Here is a 21,670-nt window from a genome sequence, read left to right as displayed (position 1 = left end):
GTTTAGCGATTGGCCGAGGCTTTTTCGAACGCGTCGAGGATGGGCTGCAGACGCTCGCGCTTGAGCTTGAGCGCGGCCTGGTTGACCACCAGGCGCGAGGAAATGTCGAGGATGTGTTCGACCTCGACCAGGTTGTTGGCGCGCAGCGTGCTGCCGGTGCTGACGAGGTCGACGATCGCATCCGACAGGCCGACCAGCGGCCCGAGTTCCATCGAGCCGTAGAGCTTGATCAGGTCCACGTGCACGCCCTTGGCGGCGAAATGCTCGCGCGCGCACTTGACGTACTTGGTGACCACGCGCAGGCGCGCGCCCTGGCGCACCGCGCTGGCGTAGTCGAAGCCGGCGGGTACCGCGACCGACAGGCGGCACCTGGCGATATTGAGGTCGATCGGCTGGTACAGGCCCTCGCCGCCGTGCTCGAGCAGCACATCCTTGCCGGCCACGCCGAAGTCGGCGGCGCCGTACTGGACATAGGTCGGCACGTCTGAGGCGCGCACGATGATCACGCGCACATCGGGATCGTTGGTCGGCAGGATCAGCTTGCGCGATTTTTCCGGGTCCTCGGCGACGGTGATGCCGGCGGCCTGCAGCAGGGGCAGCGTCTCTTCGAAGATGCGGCCCTTGGACAGGGCCAGGGTCAGCTGGCGGCTCATTCCTTGACTCGCTGGATGTCGGCGCCGACGGCGGAAAGCTTCGCTTCCATCCGGTCATAGCCGCGGTCGAGGTGATAGATGCGGTCGACCAGGGTCTGGCCCTGCGCGACCAGGCCGGCGATGACCAGCGAGGCCGAGGCGCGCAGATCGGTCGCCATCACCGGCGCGCCGACCAGCCGCTCGACGCCCTGCACCAGCGCGGTGTGGCCGTCGATGTCGATCGAGGCGCCGAGACGGTTGAGCTCCTGCACGTGCATGAAGCGGTTCTCGAAGATGGTCTCGGTGATGCGGCTGCTGCCGTCGGCGATGCAGTTGAGCGCCATGAACTGCGCCTGCATGTCGGTCGGGAAGCCCGGGTATTCGGTGGTGCGGAAGCTGACCGCCTTCGGCCGCGCCGCCATCTGCAGGCGGATCCAGTCGGGCCCGGTGGTGATCACCGCGCCGGCTTCGCGCAGCTTGTCGAGCGCGACCTCGAGGATATCGCTGCGGGTACGGGTGAGCGTGACGTCGCCGCCGGCCGCGGCCGCCGCGCACAGGAAGGTGCCGGTCTCGATGCGGTCGGCGATCACGGTGTGGGACGCGCCATGCAGGCGCTCCACGCCCTGGATCACGAGGCGGTCGGTTCCGATGCCGTCGATCTTCGCGCCCATCGCCACCAGCAGGTTGGCGAGGTCGGTGACTTCCGGCTCGCGCGCGGCGTTTTCCAGCACGGTCTCGCCGTCGGCCAGCACGGCGGCCATCAGCAGGTTTTCGGTGCCGGTGACGGTGATCATGTCGGTCACGATGCGCGCGCCGCGCAGCCGCTTGGCGCGCGCATTGATGTAGCCGGCTTCGATGCTGATCTCGGCGCCCATCGCCTGCAGGCCCTTGATGTGCTGGTCGACCGGCCGCGAGCCGATGGCGCAGCCGCCGGGCAGCGACACCTTGGCTTCGCCGAAGCGCGCCAGCAGCGGGCCGAGCACCAGGATGGACGCGCGCATGGTCTTGACCATTTCATACGGCGCTTCGTACTTGTCGACGCTGCCGCCGTTGAGCGCCATGCGCTCGCCGTCCTGCTCGACGCCCAGGCCCATCTGCCTCAGCAGCTTGAGCATGGTGTTGACGTCCTGCAGGTGCGGCACGTTGGACAGTTGCAGCGTGTCGGCGGTAAGCAGGCCCGCGCAGAGGATGGGCAGCGCGGCGTTCTTGGCGCCGGAGATGGGAATGTCGCCGGACAGGCGGCGACCGCCCGTGATGAGCAGTTTGTCCATTACTGTTGCTGGAATTCTTCAGGGGTGAGTGTCTTCATCGACAGCGCGTGGATTTCCTGGCGCATGCGGTCGCCGAGCGCGGCATAGACCAGCTGGTGGCGCTGGATCGGTCGCTTGCCGGCGAACGCGGGCGAGACGATGACGGCGTTGAAATGCTGGCCGTCGCCTTCCACTTCGAGGTGGGTGCATTCGAGGCCGGCGGCAATATAGCTCTTGACGAGATCGGGTGTGGGCAGCATGGGTGTTTCCTTTCGTGCGCAGGGTGCCGCTCAGTGGCGCAGCTTGTAGCCGCTCCTGAGCATGCGGATTGCGAAAGCCGCCAGCAGCAGGAAGAACACGCTGACGATGGAAAAACTGAACAGGGGACTGACGTCGGACTGGCCGAAGAAGCCGTACCGGAAGCCGTCAATCATATAAAAAAACGGGTTGAAGTGCGACACGCCCTGCCAGAAAGGCGGCAGCGAGTGGATCGAATAGAACACGCCGGACAGGAAGGTTGCCGGCATGATCAGGAAATTCTGGAAAGCGGCGAGCTGATCGAACTTCTCCGCCCAGATGCCCGCGATCAGGCCCATGGTGCCGAGGATGGCCGCGCCCAGCAGCGCGAATGCGCCGATCCACAACGGCGCGGCGAACGACAGGTCGGCAAACCAGGCTGTGATCAGGAACACGCCGGCGCCCACCGTCAGGCCGCGCACCGCCGACGCCAGCACATAGGCGCCGAACAGCTCCCAGTGCGACAGCGGCGGCAGCAGCACGAACACCAGGTTGCCGGTGATCTTGGACTGGATCAGCGAGGACGAGCTGTTGGCGAAGGAGTTCTGCAGCACGCTCATCATCACCAGGCCCGGGATCAGGAAGGAGGTGTAGCTGACGCCCGGATAGACCTGCACATGCTCTTCGAGCACGTGGCCGAAGATCAGCAGGTACAGCATCGCGGTCAGGATGGGTGCCGAGATCGTCTGCGTCGCGACTTTCCAGAAGCGCAGCACTTCCTTGTAGAACAGGGTCTGGAAGCCCGTCATTTCTCGCCCTCCATGATCTGGATGAACACATCCTCGAGGTCGGCCTGCTGCAGCTGCATGTCTTCGATCACCGCGCCGGATTGGCGCAGCGTCGCCAGGATGGGTTCCACGTCGCTGTACTCGTTCACCCGCAGGGTGTACTTGCTGCCGCTGACGAGTTCGTCGGGATGCGAGACGAGCGGCTTGAGCGCATCGGGAAGCGTGCCCCGTGCGAGGCTGACGACGAGCTGCGAGCCGGAGATGCGCCGGATCAGCGACGAGGTCTTGTCCAGCGCCACCACCTTGCCGGCCTTGAGCATGGCCACGCGGTTGCACAAGGCCTGCGCTTCCTCGAGGTAGTGGGTCGTGAGAACGATGGTGTGCCCCTCGCGGTTGAGGCGGGAGATGAACTTCCACAAGGTCTGCCGCAGCTCGACGTCGACGCCGGCGGTGGGTTCGTCGAGGACGATGACCGGCGGCTTGTGCACCAGCGCCTGCGCCACCAGCACGCGGCGCTTCATGCCGCCGGAAAGCGCGCGCATGTTGGTATCGGCCTTGTCGGTGAGGTCGAGATTGTCCATCACCTCGTCGATCCACGCGTCGTTCTTGCGCAGGCCGAAGTAGCCGGACTGCATGCGCAGCGTTTCGCGCACGGTGAAGAAGGGATCGAACACCAGCTCCTGGGGCACCACGCCGAGCCTGCTGCGGGCCTCGCGGTAATCGCTGACCACGTCGTGCCCGAGAATGCTGACCGTGCCGGCATCGGCGCGCGACAGGCCGGCGATGATGGAGATCAGCGTCGTCTTGCCGGCGCCGTTCGGCCCGAGCAGGCCAAAGAATTCTCCCGGTTCGACGGAGAACGTGACGCCGCCGAGCGCCTGCAGCGACTTGTAGCGTTTCTCGACATTGAGGATCTGGAGGGCAGCCATGATGGCTCGTTCAGTTTAGCGGGGAAGCCGGGAGCCGCCCGGATGGCGGCGACGGCGAAACCCTTGATTATATGGGATTTCCCGGTGAGAAACCGGGACGGGAGATGCGCGGGGATCAGTGATGCGGCAGGTCGCGGCGATGCAGCGGGTCCGCGGAGAGATGCAACAGCTCCGCCGCGCCGTACAGGTCGACGAGGGAGCGCAGGTTGGCCGGCAGGCCGATGAAGGCGAGCTGCCGGCCGGCTTCGCGCGCGGCGCGCTGCCAGGCAATGAGGGTCGCGACGGCGGACGAGTCGACGGCGGCCAGGCCGCCCAGGTCGAACTCGGTCTGTCCGCCGCGGATTGCCTCGAGGCCGGCGGCAAGCACGGCCCGGGCATTGCCGACAGTGAGGCTGGCGTCGGGTCGGAACATCGGCATCAGGACTTGCTCGGGGCCTTGGCCGCGCTGGCGGCGAGACGCTTGTTGCGTTCGGCCAGGGTCTTGATCAGACCGTCGATCCCGCCCTTGCTGATCTCGGATGCGAAATTGCCCTTGTAGGTCTCGACCAGCCAGGCACCCAGCACATTGACGTCGTAGATCTTCCAGCCGCCGTTTTGCCTGGAGAGCCGGTAGCTGAGCTGGATCGGTTCGCCGCGGCCCGGCTGCACGACCTGCGAACGGACCTCGACGTCGGTGTCGGTCGGCTCGGCGCGCAGCGGCTTGTACTCCACCTGCAGGTCGCGCACCTGGGAGACCGCGCCGGAGTAGGTATAGACCAGCAGCGAACGGAATTCACTGGTCAGCTGCTTCTGCTGCTCGGGCGTGGCCTCGCGCCAGTAGCGGCCGGCCGCCAGTGCGGTCATGCGCTGAAAGTCCACGTGCGGCAGGACCTTGGATTCCACCAGGTCGAGCACTTTCTTGTGATTGCCGGCCTGCACGTCCTTGTCGGTCTTGGCGGCTTCCATCACTTCCTGCGTGATGCGCTTGATGAAGGCGTCCGCCGCCTCCTGCGCGTGGGCGGACGGCGCGAATGCCGCCGCGCTGACCAGACTGAATACGGCAAATAGTTTCTTCAACAGATTCATGGCGTTGATTATCGATAGAGGATTGAGTGGGAGACGCGCGCGTGCTTCATGTCCGGGCGCCGCCGCTACTTGCTGCCGGCGGCACTGCTTTCCGCCGCGCCATTGCTTTCCAGTTTGACAACCGACTCCTTGCCGGGTTCCGATGCCGGCGCGCCGGCGTGGCTCGTTTCCTGTGTCGGTCCGATGTCATAGTCGTATTTCGACGTCGGCACCTCGCCATCGTACACCCGGCTCTGGCGCCGCTGCAGGTAGGCGTCACGTACGAATACATAACGATCGAGCGCCGCTTCTTCAAGCAGATTCGATGCGTCGAGCGCGCGGGCACGCAGGTCCACCACCCGGGTCACGGTGCCGGCGGCCGTCCAAGGCTGCGAGGAAACATAGGCCCAGCCGTCCCCGGCCAGGTCGACCGGCGTCGCGAGCGAATCCCGCACCGTCGAGGGCCCGAGCAGCGGCAGAACGAAATACGGACCGGAGGCGACGCCCCACTTGCCCAGCGTCTGGCCGAAGTCCTCGCTATGCTTGGGCAGCCCGGCCTCGGTGGCGATGTCGAGCACGCCGAAAATGCCGAGAGTGGAATTGACCGCGAAGCGCATGGTGTCATTGACGCCATGCTCGAACTTGCCCTGCATGTAATTGTTGGCGGCGATCCAGACATCCCCGAGGTTGCCGAAGAAGTTACTGATGCCGGTCTGCACGAATTGCGGCAGGGCGGCGCGGTAGGCTTCGGCGGCGGGCTTGACCGCCACTTCGTCGAGCTTGTCGTTGAAGCTGAACACCGCGCGGTTGTATCCCTCGAACGGGTCACGGGGGTCGCCGCCCGTGGTCGCGCAACCGCTCATCGCGAGCGCGAGCAGAATGACTGCCGCGGAATGACGGGATTTCATTGGTCGCCCTCCTTGCCCTCGGCGGCCTTGCTGTAGAGGAACTGGCTGATCAGGCTTTCGAGCACCACCGCCGACTGGGTCATGCGAATGCGGTCGCCGGCCGCCAGATTGTTGGTGTCCCCGCCCGGTTCGATGCCGATGTACTGCTCGCCGAGCAGTCCGGAGGTCAGGATCTTGGCGGACGAATCCTTGGGAAACTTGTAGTTCGACTCGAGATTGAGCGTGACCACGGCCTGGAAGGTCTTGTCGTCGAAGCTGATGTCGCCGACCCGGCCGACCACCACGCCGGCGCTCTTGACCGGTGCACGCGGCTTGAGTCCGCCGATGTTGTCGAACTTGGTGATGACAGGATAGGTTTCGGCGAAGGAAATGGTGCTCATGTTCCCTGCTTTCATGGCAAGGAAAAACAATGCCGCCGCGCCGAGCAGCACGAACAGCCCCACCCACAAGTCTAAGGATTTTCTTTGCATGACCGATTACTCATCATAGGTGGCGCAACCGCGATCGGCTGCGCCATTTCACTCGAATTCAGTTGAACATCAATGCGGTGAGCAGGAAGTCCAGCCACAGCACCGTCAGCGACGCGATCACCACGGTGCGCGTCGTCGCACGCGATACACCCTCCGGTGTCGGCTGCGCCTCATAGCCCTGGAACAGGGCGATGAAGGTGACCGCGAAACCGAACACCACGCTCTTGATGAAGCCGTTGGCGATATCGTCCCAGACATCGACGCCGGCCTGCATCTGCGACCAGAACGCGCCTTCGTCGACGCCGATCATCTGCACGCCGACCACGTAGCCGCCGAGCACGCCGACCGCGCTGAAGATGGTCGCCAGCAACGGCATCGCGATGACGCCTGCCCAGAAACGGGGCGCGATCACCCGCTGCATCGGGTTGACCGCCATCATTTCCATCGCCGACAGTTGCTCGCCCGCCTTCATCAGGCCGATTTCCGCCGTCAGCGAGGTTCCTGCCCGGCCGGCGAACAGCAGCGCGGTCACGACCGGACCGAGCTCGCGTGTCAGCGACAATGCCACAAGCAAGCCGAGTGCCTGTTCCGAGCCGTAACGGTTGAGGGTGTAGTAACCCTGCAGGCCGAGCACGAAACCAACGAACAGGCCGGATACGGCAATGATCACCAGCGAGTAGTTGCCGATGAAATGAATCTGGTCGGTCACCAGCCGCGGCCGCCGCAGCATGCCGCCCGTGGCGAACAGCAGCGAAAAGAAGGTGCGCGTGCCGTAACCGAGATTCTGCAGCCACTCGCGCGCGCCGCGCCCGATTGCCTCAAGCAGCCGCTTCATTTCCGGTGCTCCTGCATCAGGTCGTCCGCCAGGCTGCGGCCGGGATAGTGGAAAGGCACCGGGCCGTCGGCTTCGGCATGCACGAACTGCTTCACGTAGGGATGGTCGGAGGTCTGCATCTGCGCCGGCGTGCCGTGCGCGACGATCTTCCCCTGCGACAGGAAATAGACGTAGTCGGCGATGTGGAAGGTCTCATGCACGTCATGCGACACCACGATCGAGGTCGAGCCGAGCGCATCGTTGAGACGGCGGATCAGGTTGGCGGTCACGCCCATGGAAATCGGATCGAGGCCGGCAAAGGGTTCGTCGTACATGATCAGCTGCGGATCGAGCGCCACCGCCCGCGCCAGCGCCACGCGCCGGGCCATGCCGCCGGAGATTTCGGAAGGCTTGAGCTGCGCGGCATTGCGCAGGCCGACCGCATGCAGCTTCAGCAGCACCAGGTCGCGGATGAGCGGCTCGGGCAGATCGGTGTGCTCCCGCAGCGGAAACGCCACGTTCTCGAACACCGAGAGATCGGTGAACAGCGCGCCGTGCTGAAACAGCATCCCCATCTTGCGGCGCATGACGTACAGCCCCCGGGTATCGCGCGTGTCGACCGGCTGTCCGTCGACGCTGATGGCGCCGCGCTGGGCGCGCACCTGCCCGCCGATCAGGCGCAGGATGGTCGTCTTGCCGGAGCCGGACCCGCCCATGACGGCCACCACTTTCCCGCGCGGGAAGTCCATTTCCAGTCCGCTGAGGATGGAACGGTCGCCGTAGGCAAAATGGAGGTCGCGGATTTCAACGAGGTTCGGCACAAACAGAAGTTTTTTTTGCAAAACCGAGATTGTAGTTCAGAAAAGGGATTGGCATCGGACGGCCGGTTGGATAACAACACGGAGGAATAGTTAAAAAGCCCGCAAATCCACAGGATATTGCAGGCTTTTCAAGTTCTTCCGGCGCCGGGGTGACCGGCGTCATGCGCTTAGCGAGGGAGGACGCTGCTGCCCATCAGGTATTCATCCACCGCGCGCGCGCACTGCCGGCCTTCACGGATCGCCCACACGACCAGCGACTGGCCGCGGCGCATGTCGCCCGCCGCGAAAACCTTGTCGACCGAGGTCTTGTAGCAGCCGTCGCCGTCGGTCGTGGCGCGGGCGTTGCCGCGCGCATCCTTGTCCACGCCGAAGGCGTCGAGCACGGTCTGCACCGGCGAGACGAAGCCCATGGCCAGCAGCACCAGGTCAGCCTTCAGTTCGAATTCGGAACCCGGCACTTCGACCATCTTGCCGTCCTTCCATTCGACGCGGGCGGCGATCAGCTTTTCGACCTTGCCGTTCTTGCCTTCGAGGCGCTTGGTCGCCACTGCCCAGTCGCGCTCGCAGCCTTCCTCGTGGGAAGAAGAGGTGCGCAGCTTGGTCGGCCAGTACGGCCACACCAGCGGCTTGTTTTCCTGCTCGGGCGGCTGGGGCAGCAGCTCGAACTGGACGACGGACGCCGCGCCATGGCGGTTGGAGGTGCCGACGCAGTCGGAACCGGTGTCGCCGCCGCCGATCACGACGACGTGCTTGCCGGTGGCCATGATCTGGTCCTTGACCTTGTCGCCGGCATTGACCTTGTTCTGCAGCGGCAGGAATTCCATCGCGAAGTGCACGCCCTTGAGCTCGCGGCCGGGAACCGGCAGGTCGCGCGGCTGCTCGGCGCCGCCTGAGATGACGACGGCGTCGAAGTCCTTCTTCAGCTGCTCGGGGGAGATGGTTTCCTTGGCCCAGTTGTAGACGTTGGGCGTGAAGTCCTTGCCGACGAAGACGCCGGTGCGGAAGGTGACGCCCTCGGCCTTCATCTGCTCGACGCGGCGGTCGATCAGGCTCTTTTCCATCTTGAAGTCGGGGATGCCGTAGCGCAGCAGGCCGCCGACGCGGTCGTTCTTTTCGAACACGGTCACGTCGTGGCCGGCGCGGGCGAGCTGCTGCGCCGCGGCCATGCCGGCCGGGCCGGAGCCGACCACCGCGACCTTCTTGCCGGTCCTGGCGACGGGGACCTGCGGAATCACCCAGCCGTTTTCCCAGCCCTTGTCGATGATGTAGTGCTCGATCGACTTGATGCCCACCGGGTCGTTGTTGATGCCGAGCGTGCAGGCGGCCTCGCAGGGCGCCGGGCAGATGCGGCCGGTGAACTCGGGGAAGTTGTTGGTCGAGTGCAGGTTGTCGAGGGCTTCCTTGAGGTTGCCGTGATAAACCAGGTCGTTCCAGTCGGGGATGATGTTGTTGACCGGGCAGCCGTTATTGCAGAACGGGATGCCGCAGTCCATGCAGCGCGCGCTCTGGACCTTGGCATCGGCGTCGCTCAGGTGGACGACGAATTCCTTGTAGTGCTTCTTGCGCAGCTGCGGCGCTTCGCTCGCCTCTTGCAGGCGCTGGTACTCCAGAAAGCCGGTTACTTTTCCCATTTTTTACTCACATCGTTGGCGCCGGGGTTCGTCGGAACCCCGGTCTGGCTTTGTTTATCGGTGAATCGCTGGCGACCTAGGCGGCAACCTTTTCCTTGACCTGAGCGGCGGCGTTGATCTCGCCGAGCGCGCGCTTGTATTCGGTCGGGAAGACCTTCACGAACTTGGCGCGGCCGTTGGCCCAGTCGTCGAGCAGGTTGCGGGCGCGGGTGCTGCCGGTGTACTTGAAGTGACGCTCGATCAGGCCCTTGAGGATCGCCTCGTCGGTCTGGCCTTCGCCGCCGCGGGTGGTGGCGTGCCAGATCGCGCGGTCGATCTTCGCTTCCTGGTCGGCGGACGACAGCACCGGATCGAGTGCGACCATCGCCATGTTGCACTTCTTCGCGAACTCGCCGTCCGGGTCGTACACGTAGGCGATACCGCCCGACATGCCGGCGGCGAAGTTGCGGCCGGTGGCGCCGAGCACGACCACGGTACCGCCGGTCATGTACTCGCAGCCATGGTCGCCGGTGCCTTCCACCACCGCGATGGCGCCGGAGTTGCGCACGGCGAAGCGCTCGCCGGCGACGCCGTTGATGAAGGCTTCACCCGAGATCGCGCCGTACAGCACGGTATTGCCGACGATGATGTTATCCACCGCCCAGCCGCGGAACTCGGTGTTCGGACGCACGATGATGCGGCCGCCCGACAGGCCCTTGCCGACGTAGTCGTTGCCCTCGCCGACCAGATCCAGCGTGATGCCGTGCGCAAGGAAGGCGCCGGCCGACTGGCCCGCGGTGCCCTGCAGCTGGATGTGGATGGTGTCGTCCGGCAGACCCTCGTGACCGTATTTCTTGGCCACTTCGCCCGACAGCATGGCGCCGACGGTGCGGTTGAGGTTCTTGACCGGGGAGATGAAGGACACCTTCTCGCCCTTGTCCAGCGCGGCGCGCGCCTGCGCGATCAGCTTGTGGTCGAGCGCCTTTTCGAGGCCGTGATCCTGCTCTTCCACCTGGTAGCGCGGCTCGTCGGAGCCGATCTCCGGCTGATAGAAGATCTTGCCGAAATCGAGGCCCTTGGCCTTCCAGTGGGCGACCGCCTTGGTCTTGTCGAGCAGATCGGAACGGCCGATCAGGTCGTCGAACTTGCGGATGCCGAGCTGGGCCATGATCTGGCGGACTTCTTCGGCGACGAAGAAGAAGTAGTTGACCACGTGCTCGGGCTTGCCCTGGAACTTGGCGCGCAGCACCGGATCCTGGGTGGCGACGCCGACCGGGCAGGTGTTGAGATGGCACTTGCGCATCATGATGCAGCCCTCGACGACCAGCGGCGCGGTGGCGAAACCGAACTCGTCGGCGCCGAGCAGCGCGCCGATGACGACGTCGCGGCCGGTCTTGATCTGGCCGTCGGTCTGCACGCGGATGCGGCTGCGCAGGCGGTTGAGCACCAGGGTCTGCTGGGTCTCGGCCAGGCCGAGCTCCCACGGCGAACCGGCGTGCTTGATCGAGGACAGCGGCGAGGCGCCGGTGCCGCCGTCATGGCCGGCGATTACGACGTGGTCGGCCTTGGCCTTGGCGACGCCGGCGGCGATGGTGCCGACGCCGACTTCGGAGACCAGCTTGACCGAGATCGATGCCTTCGGATTGACGTTCTTCAGGTCGTGGATCAGCTGGGCCAGATCCTCGATCGAGTAGATGTCGTGGTGCGGCGGCGGCGAGATCAGGCCCACGCCCGGCACCGAGAAGCGCAGCTTGGCGATGTACTCGGAAACCTTGTGGCCCGGCAGCTGACCGCCCTCGCCCGGCTTCGCGCCCTGCGCCATCTTGATCTGGATCTGGTCGGCCGAGGTCAGGTACTCGGCGGTGACGCCGAAGCGGCCCGATGCAACCTGCTTGATCTTGGAGCGCAGCGAATCGCCTTCCAGCAGCGGCAGGTCGACTTCGACGCGGTCCTCGCCGATCACCGACGCCAGCGTGGCGCCCTTCTTGATCGGGATGCCCTTGAGTTCCTGGCGATAGCGGTTTTCGTCCTCGCCGCCTTCGCCGGTGTTGGACTTGCCGCCGATGCGGTTCATCGCGATGGCGAGCGTGGCATGCGCCTCGGTCGAGATCGAGCCGAGCGACATGGCGCCGGTGGCGAAACGCTTGACGATATCCTTCGCCGGCTCGACTTCATCCAGCGGAATCGCCTTCGAAGGATCGATCCTGAACTCGAACAGGCCGCGCAGCGTCATGTGGCGCTTGGACTGGTCGTTGATGATCTGCGCGTATTCCTTGTAGGTGTTGAAGTTGTTGGCGCGGGTCGAATGCTGCAGCTTGGCGATCGCGTCCGGCGTCCACATGTGCTCTTCGCCGCGCACGCGGAATGCGTATTCGCCGCCGGCGTCGAGCGCGTTGGCCAGCACCGGGTCGTTGGAGAAGGCCAGCTTGTGCAGGCGCAGGGCTTCCTCGGCGACTTCGAACACGCCGATGCCTTCGACGTTGGACGCGGTGCCCTTGAAGTACTTGTCGACCAGCGCCTTGTTCAGGCCGATGGCTTCGAAGATCTGCGCGCCGCAGTAGGACATGTAGGTGGAAATGCCCATCTTGGACATCACCTTCATCAGGCCCTTGCCGATCGCCTTCTGGAAGTTGTAGATCGCCTTGTCGGCCGACAGCTCGCCGGACAGGCCCTTGGCCATTTCGCACAGGGTGTCCATCGCGAGGTAGGGATGGATGGCCTCGGCGCCGTAGCCCGCCAGCAGTGCGAAGTGATGCGTCTCGCGGGCGGAGCCGGTTTCCACCACCAGGCCGGTGGAGGTGCGCAGGCCCTTGCTCACCAGGTGCAGGTGGATGGCGGAGGTGGCCAGCAGCGCCGGGATCGCGACGTTTTCACCATCGAACTTGCGGTCGGAGATGATCAGGATGTTGTGGCCCGACTTGACCGCGTCGACCGCCTTCGCGCACAGCGATGCGAGACGCGCTTCGATGCCTTCCTTGCCCCAGGCGACCGGGTAGCAGATGTTGAGTTCGTAGGACTTGAACTTGCCGCCGGTATGCCTGCTGATGTTGCGCAGCTTGGCCATGTCCGCGTAGTCGAGGATGGGCTGCGACACCTCGAGGCGCATCGGCGGGTTGATGTTGTTGGTGTCGAGCAGGTTCGGACGCGGGCCGATGAAGGACACCAGCGACATCACCATCGCTTCGCGGATCGGGTCGATCGGCGGGTTGGTGACCTGGGCGAACAGCTGCTTGAAGTAGTGGTACAGCGTCTTGTTCTTGTTGGACATGACTGCCAGCGGCGAGTCGTTGCCCATCGATCCCACGGCTTCCTCGCCGTTCATGGCCATCGGCGCCATCAGGAACTTGAGGTCTTCCTGCGTGTAGCCGAAGACCTGCTGGCGGTCCAGCAGCGGCAGCGTGGACTTCGCCTCTTCCGGCTCCTTGTCCAGTTCGTCGAGCTTGATGCGGACCGAGTCGATCCACTGCTTGTACGGCTTGGCGTTGGCGTAGGTGTCCTTGAGTTCCTTGTCGTCGATGATGCGGCCGGCTTCCAGGTCGATCAGGAACATCTTGCCCGGCTGCAGGCGCCATTTCTTGATGATCTTGGATTCCGGGATCGGCAGCACGCCGGATTCGGACGCCATGACGACGAGGTCGTCGTCGGTGACGATGTAGCGGGCCGGACGCAGGCCGTTGCGGTCGAGCGTGCCGCCGATGTGGCGGCCGTCGGTGAAGGCCATGGCGGCGGGGCCGTCCCACGGCTCCATCATCGCCGCGTGGTACTCATAGAAGGCGCGGCGGTTGTCGTCCATCAGCGTGTGGTTTTCCCAGGCTTCCGGGATCATCATCATCATCGCCTGGGCGAGCGGATAGCCGGCCATCAGCAGCAGTTCGAGCGCGTTGTCGAAGCAGGCGGTGTCGGACTGGCCTTCATAAATCAGCGGGAACAGCTTGCGCAGGTCGTCGCCGAGCACGGCGGACTTCATCACGCCTTCGCGTGCGCGCATCCAGTTGAAGTTGCCCTTGACGGTGTTGATTTCGCCGTTGTGGGCGATCAGGCGGTACGGGTGGGCCAGCGGCCACTCGGGGAAGGTGTTGGTGGAGAAGCGCTGGTGGACCAGGGCCAGGGCCGACACGCAACGCTCGTCCTGCAGATCCTTGTAATACAGGCCGACCTGGTCCGCCAGCAGCAGGCCCTTGTAGACCACGGTGCGGGCGGACATGGACGGCACGAAGAATTCCTTGCCATGCAACAGATTGAGCGCCTGGATCGCGTGGCCGGAAGACTTGCGGATGACGTACAGCTTGCGCTCGAGCGCGTCGGTCACCATGATGTCCGGGCCGCGGCCGATGAAGATCTGGCGGATCACCGGTTCCTTGGCGCGCACCGTCGGCGACATCGGCATTTCGCTGTCGACCGGCACGTCGCGCCAGCCGAGCACCACCTGGCCTTCGGCCAGCACGGCGCGTTCGATTTCCTGTTCGCAGGCGATGCGGGAGGCGTTTTCCTTCGGCAGGAAGACCATGCCGACGCCGTATTCGCCGGGCGGCGGCAGGGTCACACCCTGCCTGGCCATCTCTTCGCGGTAGTACTGGTCGGGGATCTGGATCAGGATGCCCGCGCCGTCGCCCATCAGCTTGTCGGCGCCGACGGCGCCCCGGTGGTCGAGATTCTTGAGGATCAGCAGACCCTGCTCAACGATGGAGTGGCTTTTTTTGCCCTTGATGTGGGCGATGAAACCGACGCCACAGGCATCGTGTTCGTTGGAAGGATCGTACAGACCTTGCGCGTGCATAACTTTCTCCGCAACTTCGGTTAAATTCGAAGTTGAAGGATAGTGCAGTGCAATAGTTAGATCAACCGAAATAAAATGGGGTCAGAGTAGAATTGCCGCACCCGGGAATTTCGCACCAAAATAAAAAGGGACAGAGTCATCCCGGTGCGTCCGCGCTGACTTTGCGCGGCCTTCCGCGTTTTGCCGGGGCCACGCGGCGGCTGAGCTGTCTGCTCAGGCCGGCCTTGAATTGCTCGGAACCCAGTGCCCAGCCCTTGCGCGTCGCTTCGTCGATCAGCCTGGTTTCGCTCGCAGTAGGAATCTGTTCGAGCACCGCGCGGTACGCGGCCTCCCGCTCGAAGGGGGTGTTGCCGAGCGCCCAGAAAAGCGGGTGATCCGTGATCAGCGGGTCGGACCGGACGCCGGCATGGTGTCCGCAGCTCGACCAGCGATAGTCCTCCGGCGACGCGACCAGGTTCTCGAGCATGGGCAGCGCCTCGACATACTTGCTGCACAACAGGAAGTAGCGCTCCGACTCCACCACCGTCGCCTTGTAGCGGCTTTGCCAGAGCGTGCCGCTGCGTCCGTATCTCGCATTGAAATAAGGAACATACTGGCGCCCGACCCACTGCATGACCCGGCCAAGCGTGTCCGACTGCCGCGGCGTGGCGAGCAGATGCACGCGGCCCGGCAGCAGCACATAGGCGTGAACGGCCAGGCCGAACTGACGGGCGGCGTCGCGCAGAAAGCGCAGGAAAGCCTGGTGGTCTTCGTCGTCCCGGAAGATGGTCAGGCCGTCTATTCCGGACTGGATTACATGGTGGGGCTGGTCGGGCGCGACCAGCCTGGGAAGTCGGGCCATGGCGAGTAACGGCGCGTTGCGAATGGCGGCATTGTACGGCCCGCGCCGCCCGCCGGGATCAGATATGCGCGTTGACGGTGTTGCGCCAGGGCGTCCGCACGGGGGTGTAGGCGAGCGCCTCGGCGGCCGGGTGCGAGCGCCGGGACTTGCCGAAGACCGCCGCACGTATCTTCAGGTCGGACGGCAGCCGCCCGGCGCGGAGCCGAATGACGGCGACGCCGGCGGTGGAGAAAAACCGCTCCCGCTCCGCTTCCTCCCGGCTGCGGCGGGAGCGATGCACGACCTCGATCACCGCCAGCAGGTGCATGCCCTCGTCGAAGACCGCGAAATCGACGCGCTGTCCCGCCAGCCTGCGGCGACCTGCGCGCCGGGCGGCGAGCGCCCCGGTCGGCTCGATCAGCGACGACACCGCGACGCGGGGCGCCACCACGCAATCCGGCAGCGCGGCGCGAAGGGATTCGAAAAGTTCGGCTTCGCTGCCGGTCAGAATCTGCTTCTGGCGAAACCGCGGCTTCTGCTCGCGATGGCAGAAGAACCAGCCCGCCAGGCCGGCGAACACAATGCCGAAGAAAAGAATAGCGTCGGGCATGGCACCCCCTGATTCTTATTTATTCAACAAGAATTTAACATTTCGTTACCTTTTTGGCTATATTCCGAATTGTCTTTTTTATTCTTTTTGTCGCGAATCAAACACTGAGCAGGGTCAGACGGAACTTTCCGTCCAGCCGTCCAGTGCAAGGCTGAACGCGAAGCGGGCGTGCGGGTGAAAGGCGCGGCTGTCTTTGGCGAAGTGAAAGCTTTGCACTTCGACGCTCCCCTGCCCGGGCTCACAGGACAGCAGGTTGAAGGAATTGGGCGCTCCCGGGCGCGTGCGGTAGGAGATCGCGGTGCCCGCGCCGGCAAGGATGAAGTGCCGGCGCAGGCGCGGAAACAGCTGCCGGGTGGTGGTGACCACCGGTACGTGGACGTGACCGCTGAGGACGACGTCGATCCGCTCCCTTGCGAAGGCATGCGCCGCTTCTTCCGCATTGAGCAGCACTTCGTCGCGATCCTCCGGCCAGGCCGCATGCAACGGCTGGTGCACGGCGGATATGCGCATCTTCCCTGCGGCCTCCTGCGGCAGTTGCGCCGTGAGCCGCGAAAGCTGGGCCGTGTCGAGGCGCCCGCGGGTATGACGCAGCGGCAGCGTGGTATCGAGGCCGAGCACTGCCGCGGCCTCGCCCTGCCAGAGTTCGGCGCCGGCGCGGAAGGCGGCGCGGAAATTCCTGTATGGGCGCAAAAGCCGCGAGGCGAGATCGAACAGGGGAATGTCGTGGTTGCCGGGCAGGACCATGAACGGCGACGGCAGACGCCGGAAATAGTCGACGGCGGCGGCGAATTCGCTGGGCCGGGCGCGCTGCGTCACATCGCCGCTGACCACGGTGAGGTCCGGCCTGAGGCCGGTCAGGCAATCCAGCAGGGCCTCGGCGACCTGCGGCAGCTCGGTGCCGAAATGGGTATCGGACAGGTGCGCAATGCGCGTCACTGCGGCTCCGGCGGGACGATCACCTGCAACGCGGACCGCTCCACCCGGAAGCGCAGCGGCGTACGGCAGCGCACGATTTCGCCGTCGGCCACCACATCCACGTAGCGCCTGCGGGTTTCGATTTCGAAGGCATCGGCGCAGAAGGCTTCCAGCAGTTCATCGCCATCGAGCGTCTTGAGGGCGGCCCGCAGCAACAGCCGCAGCATCCCCAGCGGGGAAGCCGGCCGCAGCACCAGCACCGCGAGCCTGTCCTCCTCGGTGCAGCGGGCGATCTCCAGGGCCAGCTTTTCCAGTTGCAGGCTGCTGTTGCCAGCGAAGACCATGGCCGTGCGCCGCACCTGCTCGACGCCGTTGGCGCTGATCCTGACGGCGTAGCGATGACGGCCGCGCAGCAGGGCGCCGAGCGCGGAAAGCACGGCGACGATGCGCGAACGGCCGAATCGCGACACGTCCTGCTCGCGGGAACGGATCACCTTGCTGTACAGGCCGAAGCTGGCGTTGACCAGAAACAGGCGATCGTTCACGAAGCCGACGGCCACCCGCCTCGGGGTGCCGGTCATCAGCAGGGTCGCCGCGCCGGCGGCATCGCCGGGGATATTCAGTTCACGCGCGAAATAGTTGAAGGTCCCGGCGGGAATGATGCCGAGCGGAACGCCGCTGCCGCAGCACAGGCTGGCGATGGTGCCGATCGTGCCGTCGCCGCCGGCGGCGACGACGATGCCGCCGTTGCGCCGCGCGGCTTCCACCGCTTCTGCACCGATCCTGGCGATGTCGCTCCCCCGTTTCACGGCGATGACGCGCCAGCTGCCCGCATGCGCGGACAGGGCCTGCTCGATCTGCTCGCGCAGCTGCTGCTTGCTGGCCGAGCCGGAGCCGAGATTGAGGATGACTGTGATATCGCGGGCGGCGGCTTGCGCCGGGGAGGATTGGACGAGCGGCTCAGTCATTGCCGGGCGGTGGAAGCGCGAAATGGAGGATGCCAAGCAGCTTGCCGGGCACGGGGTCGGCGCGTCTTGACGCCGGTCACACCGAAGCGCGCGAAGTCAGAGTTTGCGCAGCCAGGTCGGTTCCGCGCGGCGGCGCTGTTCCAGCATGCGCACCACGAGCACCCGCAGCGCGGTCAGCGGCGCGATCTCGCGCTGCTCGATCCGGCCCGGCGGCTTGCATTGGTCCCAGTCGCCGTAAAGGAAACCCACGGGCTGGCGGTTGACCGTCAGCGGCAGCAGCAGGAAGCTGCGCACCTCGGGCAGAGAAGTCTTCCACCAGCGCGGCAGTTTGCTGTGCAGTTTCGGGTCGCGGGCGTTCTCGACAAAGATCATCTTGTCGTTGGCGAGCGCGGCATGGAAGACATTGGGCTCGTAGGCGTCGCCGAACGCCAGCCGCGACACTCTTTCCTGCACGCCCTCCCCCAGCGACATGGTGGCGATGTACTGGCGGCGGTCGCGGTCGCGCAGGAAGGCGATGCTGCGGGAGAATCCGTAGGCCTGGTAGATGGTTTCCAGGGCCATCGACATGATCTGGCCGCTGCTGGCGGTGCTGAGCGCGCTCTTGACGTCGACCACGCCGCGCGCAAGCATCGCGATGCAGTCGGCCGGCTTGCCGGCCAGCGCGGGCGCAGGCTGCACGTCCTCGCGCCGCTGTGAGCGCGGCACCAGTGAATCTTCTTCCGCTGCGGTGCGCTGCGCCGCGGCCAGCGCCGCCTGCACATGGGCGGCATCCATGCCCAGCATGTCGGCATAGCTGCCGGCCAGGCGCGCCAGTTCGCCGTCGGTGTCGCCCTCCTCGCTGTTGAGCACGGTCGCGCAGCGCGACGACAGCGTGGACACGGCGCACAGCCAGTCCTGATGGTCGAGCGGGTCGCCGCTGGACTGCGCCGGCATGTCGGCCATGCTCTGCACCAGCGGCGTGGGCAATCCCCAGTGGCGGGCGGCCTCGCGGCCGATGTCGTCGAGGCCCATGCCGAGCAGGACGAAGGCGGATTCGTTTTCGTCGCAACCGTTGGCGGCGCTGTGCGCGAGCACCTGCTGCCATCTGTCGGGCAGGTAGAAGGTGGTCATCATGCGCCCGAGCGAATGCAGCATTGCGCATACGACGGCCTCTTCCGAATCGCGGGTGGCGGCGCCGCTGGTGAGCTGCCGGGCGATATGGCCCGCCAGCACGGCGTTTTCCATCTCAGCGCGCGCATGCTCGGATCCCGCCGACGCCGCCGACAGTCCGTCCACCAGTTTCAGCCCGAGCGCGAGATGCCCGATCGCCTCGGTGCCGAGCACGATCACCGCTTTCGACACCGTATTGATGCCCTGGCCGAACACCGAGTACATGGCGCTGTTGGCCAGGCGCAGCACTTTCTGCGTGAGGGCGGGATCCTGCAGCACGGTGCTGGTCATGCTGAACTCGCGGTCATCGTCGCCGCGCATGGCGCCGATGATGGCGCTCACGACCTTGGAGAAACCCGGCAGGTCGCCGCGCTGGCGCACGCGCGACCACAGCAGCTGCATGGTCTGCTGGGCGATGTCGGCGTGGGAGGCTACCTGAATATCCATTCCCTATCCGATCTGGTGCGCCGCGGTTTCCGCCGCCGCCTGGGCCTTGAGCAGGGCGGCGGCGTCGGACGGCATCAGGGGCCGGCCGGTGAGGAACCCCTGGATCATGCTGCAGCCGTGGGCGGCAAGGAAGTCCATCTGTTCTTCCTTCTCCACGCCTTCGGCCACGGTGTTCAGGTTCAAGTGGCTGGCCAGGCTCAGCATCACGTTGCAGATGGCCACATCCTTGACCGAGGACGGCAAATCCTTGATGAAGGCGCGATCGATCTTGAGCGTGGCGATGGGGAAGCGCTTGAGGTAGGCCAGCGACGAATAGCCGGTGCCGAAGTCGTCGATGGCGATCTTCAGCCGGCGCGCGGTCATCGCCGTCAGCAGACTCTCGGCATGCTCCGGATCGGCCATCAGGATGCCTTCGGTAATCTCCAGCAGCAGCTTCTCGCCGTCCAGGCCGGACAGGGCCAGCGCCTCGTCCACGACATCGATGAACTGGTCGTTGCGGAACTGGCGCGGGCTGACGTTGACCGACACATACAGCGGACGGCCCGCGATTTCCTCGAAGCGCTTGATCTGCACGCAGGCGGCCTTCATCGCCCAGGCGCCGAGCAGGTTGATCAGCCCGTTGCTCTCGGCCATGGGAATGAACTGCGCCGGCGACACCATGCCCTGGCCGGGCCGGTTCCATCGCATCAGCGCCTCGAAGCCCATGATCTGGCGCGTGCGGGCATCGACGATGGGCTGGTAGTGAAGCAGGAATTCGCCGTCGCGCACCGCCTGGAACATCGCGGCTTCCATCGACACGTCATGCTCCGGCTGGGTGAAGCGTGCGTGGTTGTAGACTACGCAGCGCGCCTTGCCGGTCTCCTTGGCGCGGTACATCGCGGCGTCGGCGTGGGCGAGCAGCTTGACCTCGCTGTCGCCATGTTCGGGGAAGACGGCGCCGCCGATGGAGCAGCCGACGTATAACGTGTGGCCGTCGATTTCGAACGGCAGCTGCATGGTCGAAATCATGCGCCGTCCGATCATCTGTATCTCGGGTTCCGAAACGGCGCCGGGCAGCACCGCGACGAACTCGTCGCCGCCGACGCGCGCCAGGGTATCCACGTGCCGCAGCGTCTCGGCCAGGCGTGAAGCCGCTATCCGCAGCAGCGCGTCGCCGACGGGATGGCCGAGCGCGTCGTTGACTTTCTTGAAACCGTCGAGATCGAGCGCGAGGATGGCAAAGCCGCGGCCGGTGCGGCGCGCCTGGCTGATGCTCATGCGGATGCGGTCGGACAGCAGCGAGCGGTTCGGCAGGCCGGTCAGCGCGTCGTGGGTCGCCATGTGCCGCAGCCTTTCCTCGGTCGCCAGCTGCCCCGAGATATCCCTGCCCACCACCAGCAGTTCGGCGTGGCCCGCTTCGTTGCGATAGGCGCTGACCTGAAGCTCCATCCAGAGTGCGACCGTGGGGGTGTTCAGGCGGGCGTTGACCCGGCTCGGAAGCCCCGGAGACTCGAGCGCCTCGCGCAGGGCGGCAAGCACGGCGGGATGGTTGTCGCGCGGGATCAGTTCCGCCATCAGCCTGCCTTCCAGGCCGACTTCGCATCCCGTCAGCGCGCGGGCCCGCTTGCTGGCAAACAGAATGCGGCCGTCCGTGCCAAGACGAAAAACCGCATCACCGGCGGCTTCCATGAGGCTGTCTACCTGGGTCGGGCCCAGTTGCTGGCGGTCTCGGCGAACGGAAAACATGTCAAGTGGGTAAAGGGGCGTGCCGCATACCCTGATTAGCGGCAGCGCCAGCCGAAACTGTTGCGCTTACTAACAGATTGTAGTCAAGAAAGATGATATCGGGAAATCTTAAACGAGAAACTGCACAAAAAGAAACATGTGCCTGATTTAAAAAAGAAAAGCCCCGCAGATTGCGGGGCTTTTCGGGGGCACGGTGAAGCGAGCCGATCAGAACGGGATGTCGTCATCCATGTCGCTGAAGTTCGGCGCCGGACGCGGGGCGCTGCGGGGAGCGGAACCGCCGCCACCGCCCTGGCGCTGGGCGGGCGCCGGGCTGCCATAGTCGTCGTCCATGCCGCCGCCGTAGCCGCCGCCGGCCGGCGCGCCGCCGCCGCCCGAACCCTGGCGGCTGCCCAGCATCTGCATGGTGTCGGCGATGATTTCGGTGGTGTAGCGCTCGACGCCATCCTTGTCGGTCCACTTGCGGGTCTGCAGGCGGCCTTCGACGTAGACCTGGCTGCCCTTCTTCAGGTACTGGCCGGCGATCTCCGCGAGCTTGCGATAGAAGGTGATGCGGTGCCACTCGGTGAGTTCTTTCTTCTCGCCGGTGTTCTTGTCCTTCCAGCTTTCGGTGGTGGCGACGGCAACGTTGGTGACCGCGTCGCCATTGGGCATGTAACGCGTTTCCGGATCCCGCCCGAGGTTGCCGACGATGATGACTTTGTTGACTGATGCCATAAATTTCTCCTAAAGCGGAATCGATAGTGATGAGAGCGA

At 65.2% G+C, this 21,670-nt stretch carries 20 protein-coding genes; all 20 read right to left on the bottom strand.

The features are described 5' to 3' along the window. Positions 1-2: 2 nt before the first annotated feature. On the bottom strand, positions 3-653 hold the full coding sequence (gene hisG / locus NCCP691_RS17665) for an ATP phosphoribosyltransferase (protein ID WP_220809882.1): 651 nt from the start codon (positions 651-653) through the stop codon (positions 3-5). Next, positions 650-1,903 (bottom strand): UDP-N-acetylglucosamine 1-carboxyvinyltransferase, encoded by a 1,254-nt coding sequence (gene murA / locus NCCP691_RS17660; protein ID WP_220809881.1) that lies wholly within the window; start codon positions 1,901-1,903, stop codon positions 650-652. Before murA ends, hisG begins: the two co-directional genes overlap by 4 nt. Beyond that, positions 1,903-2,142: a BolA family protein gene (locus NCCP691_RS17655; protein WP_220809880.1), complete on the bottom strand. Its 240-nt coding sequence runs from the start codon at positions 2,140-2,142 to the stop codon at positions 1,903-1,905. Before NCCP691_RS17655 ends, murA begins: the two co-directional genes overlap by 1 nt. Positions 2,143-2,172: 30 nt before the next feature. After that, entirely contained in the window at positions 2,173-2,928 is a 756-nt protein-coding gene (locus tag NCCP691_RS17650; protein WP_220809879.1) for an ABC transporter permease, read from the bottom strand. Next, positions 2,925-3,836 (bottom strand): ABC transporter ATP-binding protein, encoded by a 912-nt coding sequence (locus tag NCCP691_RS17645; RefSeq protein WP_220809878.1) that lies wholly within the window; start codon positions 3,834-3,836, stop codon positions 2,925-2,927. The genes NCCP691_RS17650 and NCCP691_RS17645 overlap by 4 nt, the downstream gene beginning before the upstream one ends. Before the next feature lie 115 nt (positions 3,837-3,951). Continuing rightward, positions 3,952-4,254, bottom strand: a complete 303-nt coding sequence (locus NCCP691_RS17640) for an STAS domain-containing protein (protein WP_373870372.1) — start codon at positions 4,252-4,254, stop codon at positions 3,952-3,954. Further along, positions 4,254-4,901: an MlaC/ttg2D family ABC transporter substrate-binding protein gene (locus tag NCCP691_RS17635; RefSeq protein ID WP_220809877.1), complete on the bottom strand. Its 648-nt coding sequence runs from the start codon at positions 4,899-4,901 to the stop codon at positions 4,254-4,256. Before NCCP691_RS17635 ends, NCCP691_RS17640 begins: the two co-directional genes overlap by 1 nt. Before the next feature lie 65 nt (positions 4,902-4,966). Continuing rightward, positions 4,967-5,788, bottom strand: coding sequence for an MlaA family lipoprotein (locus tag NCCP691_RS17630; RefSeq protein ID WP_220809876.1), 822 nt, complete (start codon positions 5,786-5,788; stop codon positions 4,967-4,969). After that, complete coding sequence (gene mlaD, locus NCCP691_RS17625; RefSeq protein ID WP_220809875.1) at positions 5,785-6,258, bottom strand: outer membrane lipid asymmetry maintenance protein MlaD; 474 nt, start codon at positions 6,256-6,258, stop codon at positions 5,785-5,787. The genes NCCP691_RS17630 and mlaD overlap by 4 nt, the downstream gene beginning before the upstream one ends. 58 nt (positions 6,259-6,316) lie before the next feature. Beyond that, positions 6,317-7,093 carry a lipid asymmetry maintenance ABC transporter permease subunit MlaE gene (gene mlaE / locus NCCP691_RS17620; protein WP_220809874.1) on the bottom strand — a complete coding sequence of 259 codons (777 nt, stop codon included), beginning with the start codon at positions 7,091-7,093 and terminating at the stop codon, positions 6,317-6,319. After that, entirely contained in the window at positions 7,090-7,893 is an 804-nt protein-coding gene (locus NCCP691_RS17615; protein ID WP_220809873.1) for an ABC transporter ATP-binding protein, read from the bottom strand. Before NCCP691_RS17615 ends, mlaE begins: the two co-directional genes overlap by 4 nt. A gap of 167 nt (positions 7,894-8,060) precedes the next feature. Next, positions 8,061-9,524: a glutamate synthase subunit beta gene (locus NCCP691_RS17610; protein WP_220809872.1), complete on the bottom strand. Its 1,464-nt coding sequence runs from the start codon at positions 9,522-9,524 to the stop codon at positions 8,061-8,063. A 76-nt stretch (positions 9,525-9,600) separates the two neighbouring features. Then, positions 9,601-14,280 carry a glutamate synthase-related protein gene (locus NCCP691_RS17605; RefSeq protein ID WP_220809871.1) on the bottom strand — a complete coding sequence of 1,560 codons (4,680 nt, stop codon included), beginning with the start codon at positions 14,278-14,280 and terminating at the stop codon, positions 9,601-9,603. A 136-nt stretch (positions 14,281-14,416) separates the two neighbouring features. Next, positions 14,417-15,121, bottom strand: a complete 705-nt coding sequence (locus NCCP691_RS17600) for a transposase (protein WP_220809870.1) — start codon at positions 15,119-15,121, stop codon at positions 14,417-14,419. 58 nt (positions 15,122-15,179) lie between these two features. Then, on the bottom strand, positions 15,180-15,710 hold the full coding sequence (locus NCCP691_RS17595; RefSeq protein WP_220809869.1) for a DUF2726 domain-containing protein: 531 nt from the start codon (positions 15,708-15,710) through the stop codon (positions 15,180-15,182). Positions 15,711-15,824: 114 nt separating this feature from the next. Next, on the bottom strand, positions 15,825-16,646 hold the full coding sequence (locus tag NCCP691_RS17590; RefSeq protein ID WP_220809868.1) for a metallophosphoesterase family protein: 822 nt from the start codon (positions 16,644-16,646) through the stop codon (positions 15,825-15,827). Next, entirely contained in the window at positions 16,643-17,593 is a 951-nt protein-coding gene (locus NCCP691_RS17585) for a diacylglycerol/lipid kinase family protein (RefSeq protein WP_220809867.1), read from the bottom strand. The genes NCCP691_RS17590 and NCCP691_RS17585 overlap by 4 nt, the downstream gene beginning before the upstream one ends. A gap of 96 nt (positions 17,594-17,689) precedes the next feature. Continuing rightward, entirely contained in the window at positions 17,690-19,189 is a 1,500-nt protein-coding gene (locus NCCP691_RS17580; RefSeq protein ID WP_220809866.1) for an HDOD domain-containing protein, read from the bottom strand. 3 nt (positions 19,190-19,192) lie between these two features. Continuing rightward, positions 19,193-20,857, bottom strand: coding sequence for a putative bifunctional diguanylate cyclase/phosphodiesterase (locus NCCP691_RS17575; protein ID WP_220809865.1), 1,665 nt, complete (start codon positions 20,855-20,857; stop codon positions 19,193-19,195). Between the two features lie 264 nt (positions 20,858-21,121). Further along, the gene (gene ssb, locus NCCP691_RS17570; protein ID WP_220809864.1) at positions 21,122-21,631 is read right to left on the bottom strand and encodes a single-stranded DNA-binding protein; all 510 of its coding nucleotides are present in this window, start codon (positions 21,629-21,631) and stop codon (positions 21,122-21,124) included. Positions 21,632-21,670 lie beyond the last annotated feature (39 nt).

It is taken from the genome of Noviherbaspirillum aridicola (genome assembly GCF_019656455.1).
In the GTDB taxonomy this organism is placed as follows: Bacteria; Pseudomonadota; Gammaproteobacteria; order Burkholderiales; family Burkholderiaceae_D; genus Noviherbaspirillum; species Noviherbaspirillum aridicola.
The sequence above is the reverse complement of the archived record's forward strand: the minus strand, read 5'-3'. Positions and strand labels throughout refer to the sequence as shown.